This window comes from Rhodoplanes elegans (genome assembly GCF_016653355.1).
GTDB classification, from domain to species: Bacteria; Pseudomonadota; Alphaproteobacteria; order Rhizobiales; family Xanthobacteraceae; genus Rhodoplanes; species Rhodoplanes elegans.
Map to the genome: position 1 here is coordinate 1 of NZ_NHSK01000098.1, position 16846 is coordinate 16846.

General features: G+C 69.5%; 14 protein-coding genes. 13 read left to right on the top strand and 1 reads right to left on the bottom strand.

Annotation, left to right across the window (positions count from 1 at the left end; all coding sequences use genetic code 11):
• Nucleotides 1-235: 235 nt before the first annotated feature.
• Nucleotides 236-1141, bottom strand: coding sequence for an NAD(P)-dependent oxidoreductase (locus tag CCR97_RS13055; RefSeq protein WP_111359418.1), 906 nt, complete (start codon nt 1139-1141; stop codon nt 236-238).
• A 213-nt stretch (nt 1142-1354) separates the two neighbouring features.
• On the opposite strand from CCR97_RS13055, the gene CCR97_RS13060 reads away from it, so the two are divergent.
• The 13 genes from CCR97_RS13060 to CCR97_RS13120 all read left to right on the top strand — a co-directional run bounded on the left by CCR97_RS13060 (nt 1355) and on the right by CCR97_RS13120 (nt 16714).
• A complete protein-coding gene (locus CCR97_RS13060) occupies nt 1355-2215 on the top strand; it encodes a fumarylacetoacetate hydrolase family protein (protein WP_111359417.1) in 861 nt (286 codons plus the stop codon).
• Entirely contained in the window at nt 2212-3096 is an 885-nt protein-coding gene (locus CCR97_RS13065; RefSeq protein WP_111359416.1) for a shikimate dehydrogenase, read from the top strand. The genes CCR97_RS13060 and CCR97_RS13065 overlap by 4 nt, the downstream gene beginning before the upstream one ends.
• A 220-nt stretch (nt 3097-3316) precedes the next feature.
• Complete coding sequence (locus tag CCR97_RS13070) at nt 3317-4108, top strand: (Fe-S)-binding protein (protein WP_111359415.1); 792 nt, start codon at nt 3317-3319, stop codon at nt 4106-4108.
• A gap of 187 nt (nt 4109-4295) precedes the next feature.
• Entirely contained in the window at nt 4296-5891 is a 1596-nt protein-coding gene (locus CCR97_RS13075) for a lactate utilization protein B (protein ID WP_201159547.1), read from the top strand.
• Nucleotides 5888-6580 carry a LutC/YkgG family protein gene (locus tag CCR97_RS13080; protein ID WP_170146015.1) on the top strand — a complete coding sequence of 231 codons (693 nt, stop codon included), beginning with the start codon at nt 5888-5890 and terminating at the stop codon, nt 6578-6580. The genes CCR97_RS13075 and CCR97_RS13080 overlap by 4 nt, the downstream gene beginning before the upstream one ends.
• A gap of 126 nt (nt 6581-6706) precedes the next feature.
• Nucleotides 6707-6889, top strand: a complete 183-nt coding sequence (locus CCR97_RS13085) for a hypothetical protein (protein WP_170146013.1) — start codon at nt 6707-6709, stop codon at nt 6887-6889.
• 262 nt (nt 6890-7151) lie between these two features.
• Nucleotides 7152-8507, top strand: a complete 1356-nt coding sequence (gene glmM / locus CCR97_RS13090) for a phosphoglucosamine mutase (RefSeq protein WP_111359575.1) — start codon at nt 7152-7154, stop codon at nt 8505-8507.
• A 429-nt stretch (nt 8508-8936) separates the two neighbouring features.
• Nucleotides 8937-9797 (top strand): outer membrane protein, encoded by an 861-nt coding sequence (locus tag CCR97_RS13095; protein ID WP_111359574.1) that lies wholly within the window; start codon nt 8937-8939, stop codon nt 9795-9797.
• A 256-nt stretch (nt 9798-10053) separates the two neighbouring features.
• Nucleotides 10054-10938: an outer membrane protein gene (locus CCR97_RS13100; protein ID WP_170146014.1), complete on the top strand. Its 885-nt coding sequence runs from the start codon at nt 10054-10056 to the stop codon at nt 10936-10938.
• Between the two features lie 243 nt (nt 10939-11181).
• Nucleotides 11182-12351 (top strand): phosphoserine transaminase, encoded by a 1170-nt coding sequence (locus CCR97_RS13105; protein ID WP_111360676.1) that lies wholly within the window; start codon nt 11182-11184, stop codon nt 12349-12351.
• A gap of 146 nt (nt 12352-12497) precedes the next feature.
• Nucleotides 12498-14084: a phosphoglycerate dehydrogenase gene (gene serA, locus CCR97_RS13110; RefSeq protein WP_111359826.1), complete on the top strand. Its 1587-nt coding sequence runs from the start codon at nt 12498-12500 to the stop codon at nt 14082-14084.
• A 507-nt stretch (nt 14085-14591) separates the two neighbouring features.
• Nucleotides 14592-15014, top strand: coding sequence for a DUF485 domain-containing protein (locus tag CCR97_RS13115; protein WP_111359825.1), 423 nt, complete (start codon nt 14592-14594; stop codon nt 15012-15014).
• A gap of 11 nt (nt 15015-15025) precedes the next feature.
• Nucleotides 15026-16714, top strand: a complete 1689-nt coding sequence (locus CCR97_RS13120; RefSeq protein ID WP_111359827.1) for a cation acetate symporter — start codon at nt 15026-15028, stop codon at nt 16712-16714.
• Nucleotides 16715-16846 lie beyond the last annotated feature (132 nt).

Consider the following 16846-nt stretch of genomic DNA (forward strand, 5'->3'; position numbering starts at 1 on the left):
TCCCCGTGTGCGGGGAGAGGTCGACATTCGCGCGTCGAGCGCGAATGTCGGGTGAGGGGGCGTCGCCGCGAGTCTGAGCTTTACGGAAGCGCCCCCTCATCCGACTCGCCGCTGCGCGGCGAGCCACCTTCTCCCCGCGCGCGGGGAGAAGGATCTCGGCGCCCGCGGCGTCGCGGTAGCCCGCCCGCGGGGAGAAGGACTCGAGCGCCGCCTCGTCTCGCGCTGGCGTGCCGCCTCACCCCGTGATCTTGCGCACGATGTCGATCGCGCGGCGGAGCAGGGTCTCGGAGGCCTCGGCGGTGCGGAAGGCGGCGTGCGCCGTGATCGTCACGTTGTCGAGGCTCGCCAGCGGATGGTCGGCCTTCAGCGGCTCGGCGTGGAACACGTCGAGGCCGGCGTGGCGGATGCGGCGGTTCTGCAGCGCGTCGATCAGCGCCGCCTCGTCGACCAGGGCGCCGCGCGCCGTGTTGACCAGGATGGCGCCGGGCTTCATCAGCGCGAGCTTCTTCGCGTCGACGAGGCCGCGGGTCTCGTCGTTGAGCACCAGGTTCAGCGACACCACGTCGGACATGGCCAACAGCTCGTCGAGCCCGACCTGCGGCACGCCGGCCTCCGGCCGCGGCGTTCGGTTCCAGGCGATCACCTTCATGCCGATGCCGGCCGCGATGCGGGCGACCTCGCCGCCGATGCCGCCGAGCCCGACGACGCCGAGTGTCTTGCCGAGGAGCTGCATGCCTTCGAGCGGCGTCCAGGTGCCGGCCCGCACGCTGCGGTCCATCATCGCGACCGAGCGGGCGCAGGCGAACATCAGCGCGATCGTGTGCTCGGCGACCGCCGTGTCGCCGTAGCCCTTGATCGTGTGCACCGTGACGCCGAGGTCCTTCAGCTCGGCGATGTTCATGTAGCTCGCCGCACCCGTGCCCAGGAACACGATGTGGCGGAGGTCCTTGCAGCGGGCGATCTCGGCCGTCGGCATGTAGGAGTGGTCGTCGAGGCAGATGGCACAGCCGTCGAGCAGCCTGGGCAGGTCGGCGGCGCCGAACGGCGCCATGTTGACGGCGATCGGCGGGTCGTCGGGCCGATGAACGCGGGCGAACACGGGGGCGAGCTGCTGGTTGCAGTCGATGAACAGGGCTTTCATGCGGTCCGGATCGGGCTCGGGGTGGGCGGTATTGCCCCCTGGTCATAACCCGATCGCGCAATTTTTCGAAGGGGTTGGCTCGCACGGAGCCGGATCCGGCCCGGGCCGCGCGATGCGCCGGCCGGGGATATCCCGGGGGCTGCGGGACCGCGCCGCCTTGCGCCGGACCGGCGACAGGTGTTGTGTGCGGTCCGAGATTCGGGGGACGGGGCCATGCGCCTGGCGAGCTATATCACCCACGGCCGCTCCGGGTTCGGGGCGGTCGTCGGGACCGGGGTGGTCGACATGCGGCTTCGCATGGGGCCGCGCTTCCCGACGCTGCTCGACGTGCTGCGCCAGGGCGCGCTCGACGAGCTGCGCGCCGGCGCCGCCGGGGTGCGCCCCGACTACCCGCTGAGCGAGGTACGCTTCCTGCCGCCCGTGGTCGGGCCGGAGAAGATCCTCTGCGTCGGAGTGAACTATGCCGGGCGCTCGGACGAGTACCAGGATCCGGCGCACGACACGAAGCACCCCAATCTGTTCTTCCGCGCGCCCGGTTCGCTCACCGGACACCTGCAGCCGCTGGTGCGGCCGCGCGAGTCCGAGCAGCTCGACTACGAGGGCGAGATCGCGCTCGTGATCGGCAAGCGCGGCCGCCGCATCCCGCTCGCGGAGGCGCTCTCGCATGTCGCCGGCTACACGCTGTGCAACGAGGGCACGGTGCGCGACTGGCTCCGCCACGGCTCGCGCAACATCACGCCCGGCAAGAACTTCGATTCGTCCGGCAGTCTCGGGCCGTGGATCGTCACGGCCGACGAGATCGATCCGACCGTGCCGATGCGGCTCACCACCCGGGTCAACGGCGAGATGCGCCAGGACGCCACCACGGCGTCGATGATCTTCGGCTTCGCCGAGCTGATCGCCTATGCCAGCGTGTTCACGACGCTGGTGCCGGGTGACGTGATCGTCACCGGCACGCCTGTCGGAGCGGGCGCACGCTTCGAACCCCCGCGCTGGCTCGAGCCGGGCGACATCGTCGAGGTCGCCGTGCCGGAGATCGGCGTTCTGCGTAACGAGGTCATCGACGAACCATGACGGATTCAGTATCCGGCATGCGGGCCGCCTGCGTCATCGGCTGGCCCGCGGCGCATTCGCGCTCGCCCCTCATCCACCGCCACTGGCTGTCGGTCTACGGCATCGCCGGCGACTATCGGGTCGAGGCCGTGCCGCCCGAGGACTTCGCGGCCTTCGTGAAGGATCTGGCCGGCCGCGGCTATGTCGGCGCCAATGTCACGCTGCCTCACAAGGAGGCGGCGCTGACGCTCGCGACGCCCGACGAGCGCGCCAAGAAGATCGGCGCCGCCAACACGCTGTGGCTCGACGGGACCAAGCTGCGCGCCACCAACACCGACGCCGAGGGCTTCATCGCCAATCTCGACGCCGCGGCGCCGAAATGGGACCGCGGGCTCGAGACCGCGCTGGTGCTCGGCGCGGGCGGCTCCGCCCGGGCCGTGGTCTACGGCCTCGTCGACCGCGGCGTGCCGCGCATCTACGTCGCGAACCGCACCGTGGCGCGGGCCGAGGAGCTGGGGCGCCGCTTCGGCCCGGCGGTGCGGCCGATCCACTGGGACGAGGCGCGTGGCCTGTTCGGCGCGACGCAACTTCTCGTCAACACCACGACGCTCGGCATGGTCGGCCAGCCGGCGCTGGAGATCGGCCTTGGTCGGCTGCCGGCCAACGCCGTGGTCGCCGATCTCGTCTACGCGCCGCTGGAGACCGCGCTGCTCGCCGCGGCGCGCGAGCGCGGCCTGCGCCGCGCCGACGGCCTCGGCATGCTGCTGCACCAAGCGGTGCGCGGCTTCGCCTTGTGGTTCGGCGTGACGCCGGAGGTGACGCCCGAGCTGCGCAAGCTGGTCGAGGCGGATCTGATCGCCGCCGCGACCCCGGCCGCCAAGGCCGCCGGCGGGGCCGGGTAGGGCGACGAGGCGCTGCTCGGCGCGCGACGCCCGGATGGACCCTCGCGCGACATCCCAGAGGCCGGGACTCGACGGTCTCGCATGCCGTTCCGCTTCTTGCGGGATACCGTGACACCATGCGGGCGGTCGGCCGGTCCGCGGCAGCGGGCCAGGGTTGCGCCCAAAGATCCTTTCCGCCATCCTGCCGTCCCATCCATCGCGCTGCGAGGAGCTCGGCAGCATGGCCGCATCGAAGCGTGTCGGCCTTCTGGTCACCTGCCTGGTCGATCTGGTGCGTCCCTCGGTCGGTTTCGCGGCGGCGCGGCTGCTCGACGACGCGGGCTGCACGGTCGAGGTGCCGGCGCAGACCTGCTGCGGCCAGCCCGCGTTCAATTCAGGTGATCGCGCGACGGCGCGAAAGCTCGCCGAGCAGGTGATCACGGCGTTCGAGCCGTTCGACTATGTGGTGGTCCCGTCCGGCTCCTGCGCCGGACAGGTGCGGCTGCACTACCCGGAGATCTTCCAGGGCGATCCCGCCTGGCAGCCGCGCGCCGACGCGGTCGCCGCGAAGACCTTCGAGCTCACCCAGTTTCTGGTCGACGTCTGCGGCGTGTCGCGGGTCCCCGTGCGCTTTACCGGCCGCGCCACCTATCACGACTCGTGCTCCAGCCTGCGCGAGCTCGGCGTCAGGCTGCAGCCGCGAAAGCTCCTGGCGAGCGTCGAGGGGCTCGATCTGATCGAGCTGTCCGACACCGAGGTCTGCTGCGGCTTCGGCGGCACCTTCTGCGTCAAGTATCCGGAGATCTCGGATCGCATGGTCGGCAAGAAGGCCGACGCCGTGACGGCGACCGGCGCCGATCTGCTGCTCGCCGGCGATCTCGGCTGCCTTCTCAACATCGCCGGCAAGCTGTCGCGCGACGGCCGCGGCGTCAGCGTCCGTCACGTCGCCGAGGTGCTGGCCGGCGAGGTCGACGCGCCGGCGATCGGCGCCGCCGCGCCGGTTCTTCCATCGCCGACGGAGGCGAAGCCGTGAGCCGCGTCGCTATCGCTTTCCGGTCATTCCGGGGCGCCGCACCCGGATCGGCGCCATGCGCCGTCCGGGCACAGGCTCCGCGGCGAACCCGGAATCCAACCACGCGCACCCAGCCCTGCGCTGGATTCCGGATCGCTTCGCGGCGCGAGGCGTCCGGAATGACGGGACGTGATCACGAGGTCGCCCGATGAGCCGCGTCGCGACGTCCGAAAAATTCGTCGCGAACGCCCGCGAGGCGCTCGCCGACGCGGATTTGCAGGGGTCACTCGGCTTCGTCGAGACCAACTTCCCGGCGCGCCGCCGCACCGTCGTCGAGGCGCTGCCCGAGTTCGATGCGCTGCGCGACTCCGCGCGCGACATCAAGGCCCACACGCTCGCCCATCTCGATCTCTATCTGACCGCCTGGGAGGAGCGCGTCACCGCGCAGGGCGGCACCGTGCACTGGGCCGCGACCGCCGCCGACGCCAACGACATCGTGCTGAAGATCTGCCGCGACGCCGGCGCCCGCACCGTCACCAAGGGCAAGTCGATGGTCGGCGAGGAGATGGGCGTCAACGAGCATCTCGTCGCCAACGGCATCGTGCCGGTGGAGACCGATCTCGGCGAGTACATCGTCCAGATCCGCGACGAGCTGCCGTCGCACATCATCATGCCGGCCGTGCATCTCAACCGGCATCAGATCGCCGACGATTTCCGCCGCGTCCATACCGATCTGCCGAAGGATCGGGATCTGAGCACGGCGCAGTCGCTTCTGACCGAAGCCCGCGCGACGCTGCGCAAGAAGTTCCTGGCCGCCGATGTGGGCATCACCGGCGCCAACTTCCTGATCGCCGAGACGGGCTCGTCCGTGATCGTCACCAACGAGGGCAACGGCGACCTCACCTGCACGCTGCCGCGCGTCCATATCGTGCTCGCCTCGATCGAGAAGGTGATCCCGACCATGGAGGATCTCGCGCAGCTCCTGCGCGTGCTGGCGCGCTCGGCGACCGCGCAGGAAATGTCGGTCTACACCACCATCACGACCGGTCCGCGTCGCGCCGACGATCCCGACGGGCCCCACGCGTATCACGTCGTCGTGCTCGACAACGGCCGCTCCGCCATGCTGGCCGGCGAGTTCCGCGACATGCTCCGCTGCATCCGCTGCGGCGCCTGCATGAACCACTGCCCGGTCTATCACGCGGTCGGCGGCCACGCCTACGGCTTCGTCTATCCGGGGCCGATGGGCGCCGTGCTGACGCCGAGCCTGCTCGGCGTCGACCGCGCCGGCGATCTGCCGAACGCCTCGACCTTCTGCGGCCGATGCGAGCAGGTGTGCCCGGTCAAGATTCCGCTGCCGCGGCTGATGCGCTACTGGCGCGATCGCGAGTTTGCGCGCTCGCCCGCATCGGTGTCGCGCGCCGGCCTCGCGCTGTGGGGCTTCTTCGCCGCGCGCCCGTGGCTCTACCGCGTCACCACGGGGCTCGGAACGCGACTTCTCGCGCGGCTCGGCCGCACCCGGGGACACTTCAGCTGGCTGCCGCTCGCCGGCGGCTTCACGGCGACGCGCGACATCGCGGCGCCGCAGGGCGCAACCTTTCAGCAGCAGTGGCGGGTGCGCGGCACGCGGCGGCCCGATCGGCTCCGCACGGTGCCGTCCGGCAATCCGCACGGTCGCGGCAGCGAGCCGCACGTCGCCGAGCCGCGAGTAGCCGAGCCGCGAGTCGCCGAGACTGCGCCGGCAGAGCCGGCCTCCGGCCGGCCGCGACCGCGCATCGTCGCCGCCGGACCGGAGGCGCGGCCGTGAGCGGACGTGATCACGTCCTCGGCGGCATCCGCCGCGCGCTCGGCGTCACCGGCGAGGAGCCGTCGCGCCGGAAGATCGTCGCCGACCGGCTCGCCGACCATCCGCGTGGCGTCATCCCGGCACGCGGGCAGCTTCTGCCGGCGGCGCGCCTCGCGCTGTTCCAGAAGCGCGTCGATCTCGCCGCCGGAACGGTGGTGCGGGTGGTCCGCGCCGAGGCGGTGCCGGCCGCCGTGGCCGACTATCTCGGTGCCAACGATCTGCCGCGGGCGATCCGCCACGGCGCCGATGCGCGGCTCGCGGCGTTGCCCTGGGCGGCCGTGCCGGACCTCGCCGTCGCGGTCGGCGCCTCGGCGGGCGACGATCTCGTCGGCGTGTCGCACGCGCACGCGGCGGTCGCCGAGACCGGCACGCTGGTGCTGCTGTCCGGTCCCGACAACCCGACCACGCTGAACTTCTTGCCGGACCATCATCTCGTGGTGGTCGATGCCGCGACCGTCGCGGGCGATCTCGAGACCGTGCTGGCCGGGCTGCGGGAGACCCGCGGCGGGGCAGGGGGATGGCCCGGCGGCCTGCCGCGCAGCGTGCACCTCGTCACCGGGCCGTCGCGCACCGCCGACATCGAGCAGACCCTGATCCTCGGCGCCCACGGCCCGCGCCGCCTGCACGTGATCCTGGTCGGCGACGCCTGAGCGGTCGCACCGCACCATGAAACCATGCGGGCGGCCCGGCGTTGTCGTCCCGATGCCGAGCCTGCGGGCGCACCTGCGGGCCGTCCTTTCGCGCCACCGTCGCGCGCCTTGTCCATGGAGACCCCGATGTCCGACGCCAAGAAGAAGCACGTCGCCGATCCGGAGCGGCGCGAGGATCCGCCGCCCGGCACGTCCAAGGAGGCGATGGACAAGAAGCTCGACGAGGCGCTGGAGGAGAGCTTTCCGGGCTCCGACCCGGTGTCGATCGCCCAGCCGGCGCCGAGCCCCCAGGACAAGGATTCCGACTGAGAACCTCGTGTCCCGGCGCGTCGCGAAGCGATGCGAACCGGGACCCGGAGTCACGACGTCCGACGTGGACTCACGCTGGCTCCCCCGCTCGCGCCGGACCGCCGGCGCCGCGATGCCCATCACCCGCATGGTCCAGGGCGTGCTAGCCCGTTCACGATAAGATAATTTTCTTAAAGCGCGGCCGGGTCCGAAGCCCTAATATGCGCCCGACCCGGCCGCGCGTGTTCCGCGCGGCCGCACGATTTTGCGACCGAGGGGGCACATGGCTCGGAAATATTTCGGCACCGACGGAATCCGCGGGCGCGCCAACGGCGTCATCACGGCGGACCTGGCGTTGCGGGTGGGGCAGGCGACCGGCCTCGTCTTCCGGCGCGGCGAGCACCGCCATCGCGTCGTCATCGGCAAGGATACGCGCCTCTCCGGCTACATGATCGAGACCGCCATGGTGGCGGGCTTCACCTCGGTCGGCTTCGACGTGCTCCTGCTCGGCCCGATGCCGACCCCGGCCGTCGCCATGCTGACGCGCTCGATGCGGGCCGATCTCGGCGTGATGATCTCGGCCTCGCACAACCCGTTCGACGACAACGGCATCAAGCTGTTCGGCCCGGACGGGTTCAAGCTCTCCGACGCCGACGAGCTCGAGATCGAGGCGATGATCGACGCCGATCTCACGAAGAAGTTCGCCAAGTCGGCGGCGCTCGGCCGCGCCAAGCGCATCGAGGGCGTGCACGATCGCTACATCGAGTTCGCCAAGCGCACGCTGCCGCGCGCCATGTCGCTCGACGGCCTGCGCGTCGTCGTCGACTGCGCCAACGGGGCGGCCTACCGGGTGGTGCCGGAGGCGCTGTGGGAGCTCGGCGCCGAGGTGATCTCGATCGGCGTCGATCCCGACGGCCTCAACATCAACCGCGAATGCGGATCCACGTCTCCTCAGGCCTTGCGCGCGAAAGTGCGCGAGCTGCGCGCCGACGTCGGCATCGCGCTCGACGGCGACGCCGACCGCGTCGTGATGGTGGACGAGCAGGGCCATCTGATCGACGGCGACCAGCTTCTCGCCGTGATCGCCGAGAGCTGGCTGGAGGACGGCCGCCTCTCCAAGCCCGGCATCGTCGCCACGGTGATGAGCAATCTCGGGCTCGAGCGCCATCTCGCCGGCAAGGGTCTGTCGCTGGTGCGAACCGCGGTCGGCGACCGCTACGTGCTCGAGCAGATGCGCGAGCAGGGCTACAATCTCGGCGGCGAGCCGTCCGGCCACATCATCCTGTCCGACTACGCGACGACCGGCGACGGATTCGTCGCCGCCCTGCAGGTCCTCGCCTGCGTCAAGAAGCTCGACCAGCCGATGTCGGCGGTGTGCCGGCGCTTCGAGCCGCTGCCGCAGGTCACCAAGAACGTTCGCTACGCCAAGGGCACGGCTGGGCGTCCGACCGAGCACGAGAAGGTCAAGGGCGCCATCGCCGATGCCGAGACGCGGCTCAACGGCCACGGCCGGCTGATCGTGCGGCCCTCCGGCACCGAGCCGGTGATCCGCGTCACCGGCGAAGGCGACGACGCCGAGCTGATCGAGGCCGTGGTCGACGACATCGTCGGCGCCATCACCGAAGTCTCGGCGGGCTGAGCCCGACCGACCGAGCTCGCCATTCGTGTCCCGGGCGGGTCGCAACGCGACCCGGCGGGATCCAAGGGCGACGTCTCGTGGCGCAGACGACTTCCACGACAATGAGTGACACTGCGCCCCGGAGCGCCTGAGCGCCTGCTCACGGCACCGCGTTCGCGCACGGCACCGCTTCCGCGCTGCGGATCGTGGGCGCCGCCGGTCGATCCGGTGGCGCCATCGGCGCCGGGCCGACCTCGCGTTAACACTCCGTCAATACGTCGGGTAAATTACCGTCGTTAACGCGCCGTAAACCATAAAGGGGAAGTCAGCGTTAGGGTTAAGTTTTAGGGTTAAGTCCCCTTTAACCCTTGGTTGCCATCATCGCCTTGCCAGTGAGTGATCAGTCGGGTCGCGCGTCCCTCGCGCCCTGCCACACGGAAGGACGATGTCATGGCAAGCGTGAAGTTGTTAGCAGTCGCGGGGTCGGCCGTGCTTCTCACCCTGAATGCAGCGGGCGCCGCCGATCTCCCCCTCGCCCCGCCCCCGGTGCCGGTGGTCCAGGACTATTCGGGCTGGTACCTGCGCGGCGACATCGGGTTCAGCAATCAGCAGGTCAAGGAGATCGACAACCTGCTGTACCATCAGCCGCAGGTGACCTCGGTCGTCAACAAGAGCAAGAGCTTCGACGCTGCTCCGTTCTTCGGTCTCGGCGTCGGTTATCAGTTCAACAGCTGGCTGCGCGCCGACCTGATCGGCGAGTACCGCGCCAACGCGAACTTCCACGGCGCGGACGTCCAGAACTTCTCGGCCTACGGCCAACCCGGCTGGACCGCCAACAACTTCACCGCCAGCAAGTCGGAATGGCTGGTGATGGCCAACGCCTACGTGGATCTCGGCACCTGGTGGTGCGTGACCCCGTTCATCGGCGCGGGCATCGGCGGATCGTACAACCGCATCAGCAACATGGTCGATTCGTCGATCTCCAACTACTACCTGCCGGCGGCCGGTGGCTACGTGACGGGCCCCGGCATGGCCTTCGGTGCGGACACCGGCAAGTGGAACTTCGCCTGGGCCCTGCACGCGGGTCTCGCCTACAAGGTGACGCCCGGCCTCACGCTCGAGGTCGCGTACCGCTACCTGAATCTGGGTGACGCCGCGTCCGGCGATCTCGTCGACTACACGGGCGGCAACTTCTACAACAACCCGGTCGACTTCAAGACGATCACGTCGCACGACCTGAAGGTCGGCATGCGCTGGATGCTCTCCGCGCCCGAGCCGGTCTACCAGCCGCCGCTGATGCGCAAGGGCTGAACGCGACCGAGAGACAGGAACGAGCTTCCGCCGGACCGGAAAAAGGTCTCGCGTACCGGACCGGCGAAGACAAACGGCGCGGAGCGTTTCTCCGCGCCGTTTTCATTTTGTTAAGGACTGTCTTTAATCGTCGGCTACATTACTTTAACGAATTCGTCCGGTTTCGCGCATCGCGGGTAACCCGACATTAAGGTTAATGCCCGATGATCGCCATGGTCGCGAGCGTTGCGACCGTCCGGATCAGAGGGTCAGTCCCATGCGTAGCGTCGGCCTGTGCGGCCTCCTCCTCGCCGCCCTCGGCACCACCGCGTTCGCCGCCGACATGCCGGTGCTGCGCGGCTCCCAGGGCCTGATGCCGAGCGAGCCTGTCTATTTCCGCTGGGAAGGCGTCTACATCGGCGGGCAGGGCGGGTACGCGTCGGGCGGTTTCGATTTCGGCAAGGCCGGGTCGCCGCTGGTCGGCTCCATCCTGCGGAACAGCGTGCTCGAGGCGCCGGTCTCCAGCTGGGAAATTCTCGGCAAGGGGAGTGCTCCGGGCGCATCCTATGGCGGGTTCATCGGTTATAATTTCCAGTGGGACGACGCGGTGCTCGGCATCGAGGCGAACTACAGCCGAACCTCGCTGTCGGTCTCCTCGGGAGGCGGGCTGGCGCGCTCCATCATCAATCCGACCGGCAGCAATCCGCCGAGCGGCCACACCTACACCTACAACGTCACCGCCGGTGCGACGGCTTCGGCCACCGTGACCGACATCGCCACGTTCCGGGGGCGGGGCGCGTGGGCCGCCGGGCCGTGGATGCCCTACGCCTTCGTCGGCGTCGCCGTCGGTCGCGCCGACATCAGCCGCTCCGCGTCGATCAGCGGCACGCGCTACGACGACTATACCGTGGATACGACCCTTCCGGGCGGCACCGTCGTTCAGACGCCGGTGCGCGACGTCTACACGCTGTCCCCCGGCTCGCAAGGGGAGAGCAAGCCCGGCCAGTTCATCTACGGCTGGACGGCGGGTCTCGGCGTCGACGTCGCCCTCACCCAGAACGTCTTCCTTCGCGCCGAGTGGGAGTGGGTGCAGTTCAACTCGGTCGCCGGCATCGACATCAACATCAGCACGGCGCGCGGCGCCATCGGCGCCAAGTTCTGAACGTCTCGGACGGCCGAATCGTCGCGGGTCTCGCAGATCCCCGTCCAGTCCTGCGCAATCCTCAGCGTCGTGCGCCGCGCCGGTCGGCGCGGCGCTGCGTTGCGCGTGGTCGTCGTCGGCAGGCGCCTCAAAAAACACCGTGAGGTTGCCGACCGAGGGTTGACTCGGGCCGCCCGCTCTCATATGCCGGCCCGCGGGACACCCCTCCCCACCGAGGGGCGCCTATCTGAAAGGATAGTGATCATGACAGACGCTCCCGCCGCGCGTCCGCGCGTGCCCAATTTCTCGTCCGGCCCCTGCGCCAAGCGCCCCGGCTGGTCCCTCCAAAATCTGGCAGACGCGCCGCTCGGCCGCTCGCACCGTGCCAAGATCGGCAAGGCGAAGCTCGAGCGCGCCATCGAGCTGACCCGCACCGTGCTGAAGGTGCCGGCCGACTATAGCATCGGCATTGTGCCCGCCTCCGACACCGGCGCGGTCGAGATGGCGCTGTGGTCGCTGCTCGGCGCCCGGCCCGTCACCATGCTGGCCTGGGAGTCGTTCGGCGAAGGCTGGGTCACCGACGTGACGAAGCAGCTCAAGCTACAGAACGTCACGACCATGACGGCCGGCTACGGCGAGATCCCGGACCTTTCGAAGGTCGACTGGTCGAACGACGTCGTCTTCACCTGGAACGGCACCACGTCTGGCGTGCGCGTGCCGAACGGCGACTGGATCGCCGCGGACCGCGCCGGCCTTTCGATCTGCGACGCGACCTCGGCCGCCTTCGCGCAGGATCTCGACTGGGCGAAGCTCGATGTCGTGACCTTCTCCTGGCAGAAGGTGCTGGGCGGCGAAGCCGCGCACGGCATGCTGATCCTGTCGCCCCGCGCGGTCGAGCGCCTGGTCACCTACAAGCCGGCCTGGCCGCTGCCGAAGATCTTCCGCATGACCTCGGGCGGCAAGCTCAACGAAGGCATCTTCAAGGGCGAGACCATCAACACGCCGTCGATGCTGTGCGTCGAGGATTATCTCGACGCGCTCGACTGGGCCGTGTCGATCGGCGGCCTCGAGGCGCTGTTCGCCCGCGCGAACGCCAACGCCGGCGCGATCGCCGACTGGGTCGCCAAGACCCCGTGGGTCGATTTCCTCGCCACCGATCCGGCGATCCGCTCCAACACCTCGGTCTGCCTGAAGGTCGTCGATCCGGACATCACGGCGCTTCCGGCCGACGCGCAGGCGGCGTTCGCGAAGTCGCTCGCCTCGGCGGTCGAGAAGGAGGGCGTCGGCTACGACCTCGGCGCCTATCGCGACGCGCCGCCCGGCCTGCGGATCTGGTGCGGCGCCACCGTGGAGCGCGACGACGTCGTGGCGCTGACCGCCTGGCTCGACTGGGCCTTCGCCAAGACCAAGGCGGCACTCGCCAAGGCGGCGTGAGCCGCCGTCATTCCGGGGCGCGCGCCGGCGGCGCGCGAACCCGGGATCCGGCTCCATAGAAACACCGTCCCGTCGTGCCTCTGGATTCCGGCTCTCGCGGCTGCCGCCGCTCGGCCGGAATGACGGGCGAGCAAGGACATTTCACCATGGCTCCTCGCGTTCTCATTTCCGACGCGCTGTCTCCCGCCGCCGTGCAGATCTTCAAGGATCGCGGCATCGAGGTCGACTTCCAGCCGGCGCTGGGCAAGGACAAGGACAAGCTCGCCGCCATCATCGGCGACTACGACGGCCTCGCCATCCGCTCGGCCACCAAGGCGACGGCGAAGATCATCGAGCAGGCCAAGAACCTGAAGGTGATCGGCCGCGCCGGCATCGGCGTCGACAATGTCGACATCCCGGCCGCGACCGCCAAGGGCATCATCGTGATGAACACGCCCTTCGGCAACTCGATCACCACGGCCGAGCACGCCATCACCATGATGCTCGCGCTCGCCCGCGAGATCCCGCAGGCCGACGCCTCGACCCAGGCCGGCAAGTGGGAGAAGAACCGCTTCATGGGCGTCGAGATCACCGGCAAGACGCTCGGCGTGATCGGCTGCGGCAACATCGGCTCGATCGTCGCCGACCGCGCCCACGGCCTAAAGATGAAGGTGATCGCGTTCGATCCGTTCCTGTCGCCGGAGCGCGCCGTGACGCTCGGCGTCGAGAAGGTGGAGCTGCCGGAGCTGTTCCGCCGCGCCGACTTCATCACGCTGCACACGCCGCTCACCGAGAAGACCAAGAACATCATCTCGGCCGAGGCGATCGCCGCGATGAAGAAGGGCGTGCGCATCGTCAACTGCGCCCGCGGCGGCCTTGTCGACGAGACGGCGCTGCGCGCCGCGCTCGATTCGGGTCACGTCGCCGGCGCCGCCTTCGACGTGTTCACCGAGGAGCCGGCGACCGCGAACGTGCTGTTCGGCCATCCGAACGTGATCTGCACGCCGCATCTCGGCGCCTCGACCACCGAGGCGCAGGAGAACGTCGCCCTGCAGGTCGCCGAGCAGATGTCCGACTACCTGCTCCAGGGCGCGATCTCCAACGCGGTCAACTTCCCGAGCATCACGGCGGAGGAAGCCCCGCGCCTGAAGCCGATGGTCGAGCTGGCCGAGAAGCTCGGCTCGTTCGCCGGCCAGCTCACCGAGACCGGCCTCACCAAGGTGCAGATCACCTACGAGGGCGAGGTCGCGACCATGAACACCAAGGCGCTGACCTCGGCGGCGATCGCCGGCCTCCTGCGCCCGATGCTGCAGGACGTGAACTTCGTCTCGGCCCCCGTGATGGCCAAGGAGCGCGGCATCGTGGTCGAGGAGGTCACCCGCGAGCACGAGGGCGACTTCGAGAGCCTGATCACCGTGACGGTCGAGACCGAGCGGCGCACCCGCTCCGTGTCGGGCACCGTGTTCGCCGACGGCCGGCCGCGCATCGTCAACATCAAGGGCATCCGGATGGACGCCGAGTTCGGCAAGTCGATGCTCTACGTGACCAACGACGACGCGCCCGGCTTCATCGGCCGCTTCGCCTCGCTGCTCGGCGAGGCCGGCATCAACATCGCGACCTTCGCGCTCGGCCGCGATGCGCCCGGCGGCAACGCCATCGCGCTGGTCGAGGTCGACGGCGAGGTTCCGGCCGATCTCCTCGAGAAGGTCGGCAAGATCCAGAACGTCCAGCAGGCCCGCGCCCTGCGGTTCTGATCTCGTCCGCACCGACGCAATGCCGACGGGCCCGCTCTGCGGGCCCGTTTTTTTGTGCGCGCGTAACGGCGCCGACGGGTCGTTGCCGTCCGCTTGTGCCGGTGTACGCAACAAGCGGCGCCGCGCCCCCTGCGAAAGTCTGCCTTCGTCGTCGTCCTCTCATGACAAAACGCAAAGCGGGTGCGTCTGCGATCTGATCCGATCGCAACCATTGCTTGTCGACACGCATACATTGGACTGCCGGCCCGGTCGGCCGGACTTGCGGACCGCCGGTGCGGCTCCGCCCACTGCCGAAAGCCATCGTCCGGACGCGCTCAGCCGACGTGATCAGGTCGCGGCGGCGGCACCCGGACCAGAACCGACATGCCCGGTCCCGACCCCGTCGTGGCCGCGATGTCGCACATCGGCACAGGGTCGCATGTCGACCTGGGACGGCGGCCTGCAAGGGCCGGAGGGGAAACGTCGTGAGTCACGAGTGCAACGAGGACGCCATGAGGAGGGACCGCCATGAGTGAGGCCGTCTATGCGCGCATCCGCGCCAATCCGAAATTCCGCCAGCTCGTCGAGAGCCGCGGCCGGCTCGCCTGGACGTTGGCGAGCATCGTCCTCGTGCTGTTCTACGCCCTGGTGCTGACCATCGCGTTCGCGCCGGGCGTGATCGGCAGCCGTGTCGCCCCGGGCTCGACCCTGTCGGTCGGCATCGCGGCCGGGCTGTTCCAGTTCGTCTTCTTCTGGCTGCTCACCGCGCTCTATGTGAGCAAGGCGAACACCACCTACGACGCGCTCACCAACGAGGTGGTGCAGGACGCGGTGGCGGCCGAGCTGGCCGCGAATCGCGATGCCGCCGCCAAGGAGGCGCTCGCCGCCGAGACGGTCGTCGCAGTCGTTCAAGAGCGGCCCCGCGAGGCTTCGGGAGGAGCGCGCCGATGATCCGCATGTCCATGATCCGGAACACTGCGCGCTTCGGCGCGGCCGCCACCCTCGGCGTTCTCGCGGCGCTGTTCGCCGGCCCGGCGCTCGCCGCCGGTCCGGCGGTCGGCGACGCCGCCAAGCAGGCGACCAACTGGCACGCCATCGCCATGTTCGTCGCCTTCGTGAGCCTGACGCTCGGCATCACCTACTGGGCCGCAAAGCGCACCCGCTCGGCCGCGCACTTTTACACGGCGGGCGGCGGCATCACGGGCCTGCAGAACGGCCTCGCGATCGCCGGCGACTACATGTCGGCCGCGACCCTCCTGGGCCTCACGGCCATGGTCTACACGACCGGCTACGACGGCTACATCTACATGATCGCCTTCTTCGTCGGCTGGCCGATCATCCTGTTCCTGATGGCCGAGCGGCTGCGCAATCTGGGCCGCTACACGTTCGCCGACATCACGTCCTACCGGCTCGATCAGGGCCGGGTGCGCACCATGGCGGCGGTGTCGTCGCTCACCGTCGTGTGCTTCTATCTGGTCGCCCAGATGGTCGGCGCCGGCCAGCTGATCAAGCTGCTGTTCGGTCTCGACTACGTCTACGCGCTGTTCATCGTCGGCGGCCTGATGATGATCTACGTCACCTTCGGCGGCATGGTCGCCACCACCTGGGTGCAGATCATCAAGGCCTGCATGCTGCTGGTCGGCGGCACGCTCGTGATGGTGCTGGCGATGAGCCGCTTCGGCTTCAGCTACGCCACCGTGGTGAACGAGGCGACGTCGCTGCACAAGCTCGGCTTCAAGCTGTTCCAGCCCGGCGCGCTCCTGGCCGATCCGGTCAACGCCGTGTCGCTCGGCATCGGGCTAATGTTCGGTACCGCCGGCCTGCCCCACATCCTGATGCGGTTCTTCACCGTGGCGGATGCCAAGGCCGCGCGCAAATCGGTGCTCTACGCGTCCGGCTTCGTCGGCTACTTCTTCAACGTGATCTTCCTGATGGGGCTCTGCGCCATCGTCATCGTCGGCACCAACCCGGACTATTTCGAGGGCGGGCAGATCGGTGGCAAGATCGTCGGCGGCGGCAACATGGTGGTGATGCACCTCGCCAACGCGGTCGGCGGCGACCTGCTGCTCGGCTTCCTGGCGGCGGTCGCCTTCGCCACCATCCTGGCGGTGGTGTCGGGCCTGGCGCTCGCCGGCGCCTCGGCGATCGGCCACGACCTCTACGCTCGCGTGATCATGAAGGGGAAGGCGACCGAGCAGTCGGAGCTGCGCGTCTCCAGGTTCGCCTCGATCGGTCTCGGGCTCGTCGCCATCACGCTCGGCATCCTGTTCGAGAAGATGAACGTCGCCTTCATGGTCGGCCTCGCCTTCGGCATCGCCGCCTCGGCGAACTTCCCCGTGCTGATCCTGTCGATGTACTGGCGAGGGCTGACGACGCGCGGCGCCGTGATCGGCGGCTACACCGGGCTCGTCTGTGCCGTCGTGCTGGTGGTGCTGTCCAAGCTCGTCTGGGTGCAGGTGCTCGGCTTCGCCAAGCCGATCGTGCCCTACGACCAGCCGGCCCTGTTCTCGATGCCGCTCGCCTTCCTGGTGACGATCGTCATCTCCAAGCTCGATCGCAGCCGGCAGGCGGCGGGCGAGAAGGCGGCGTTCGAGGATCAGTACGTGCGCGCCCAGACCGGCTTCGGTGCCGCCGGCGCGGTGGCGCACTGAGGCTACGCCGCGAAGGGCGGCCGCCCTGCGCGGCCGCTGCCGCCGGCGCGCCACGGCGCGCCGTGCGGTTTGCCTCGCCGCGGCCGGCGGGATAGGAGAGGGCGGCGCGGGATTGCGCCCGCGTCCTGGCCT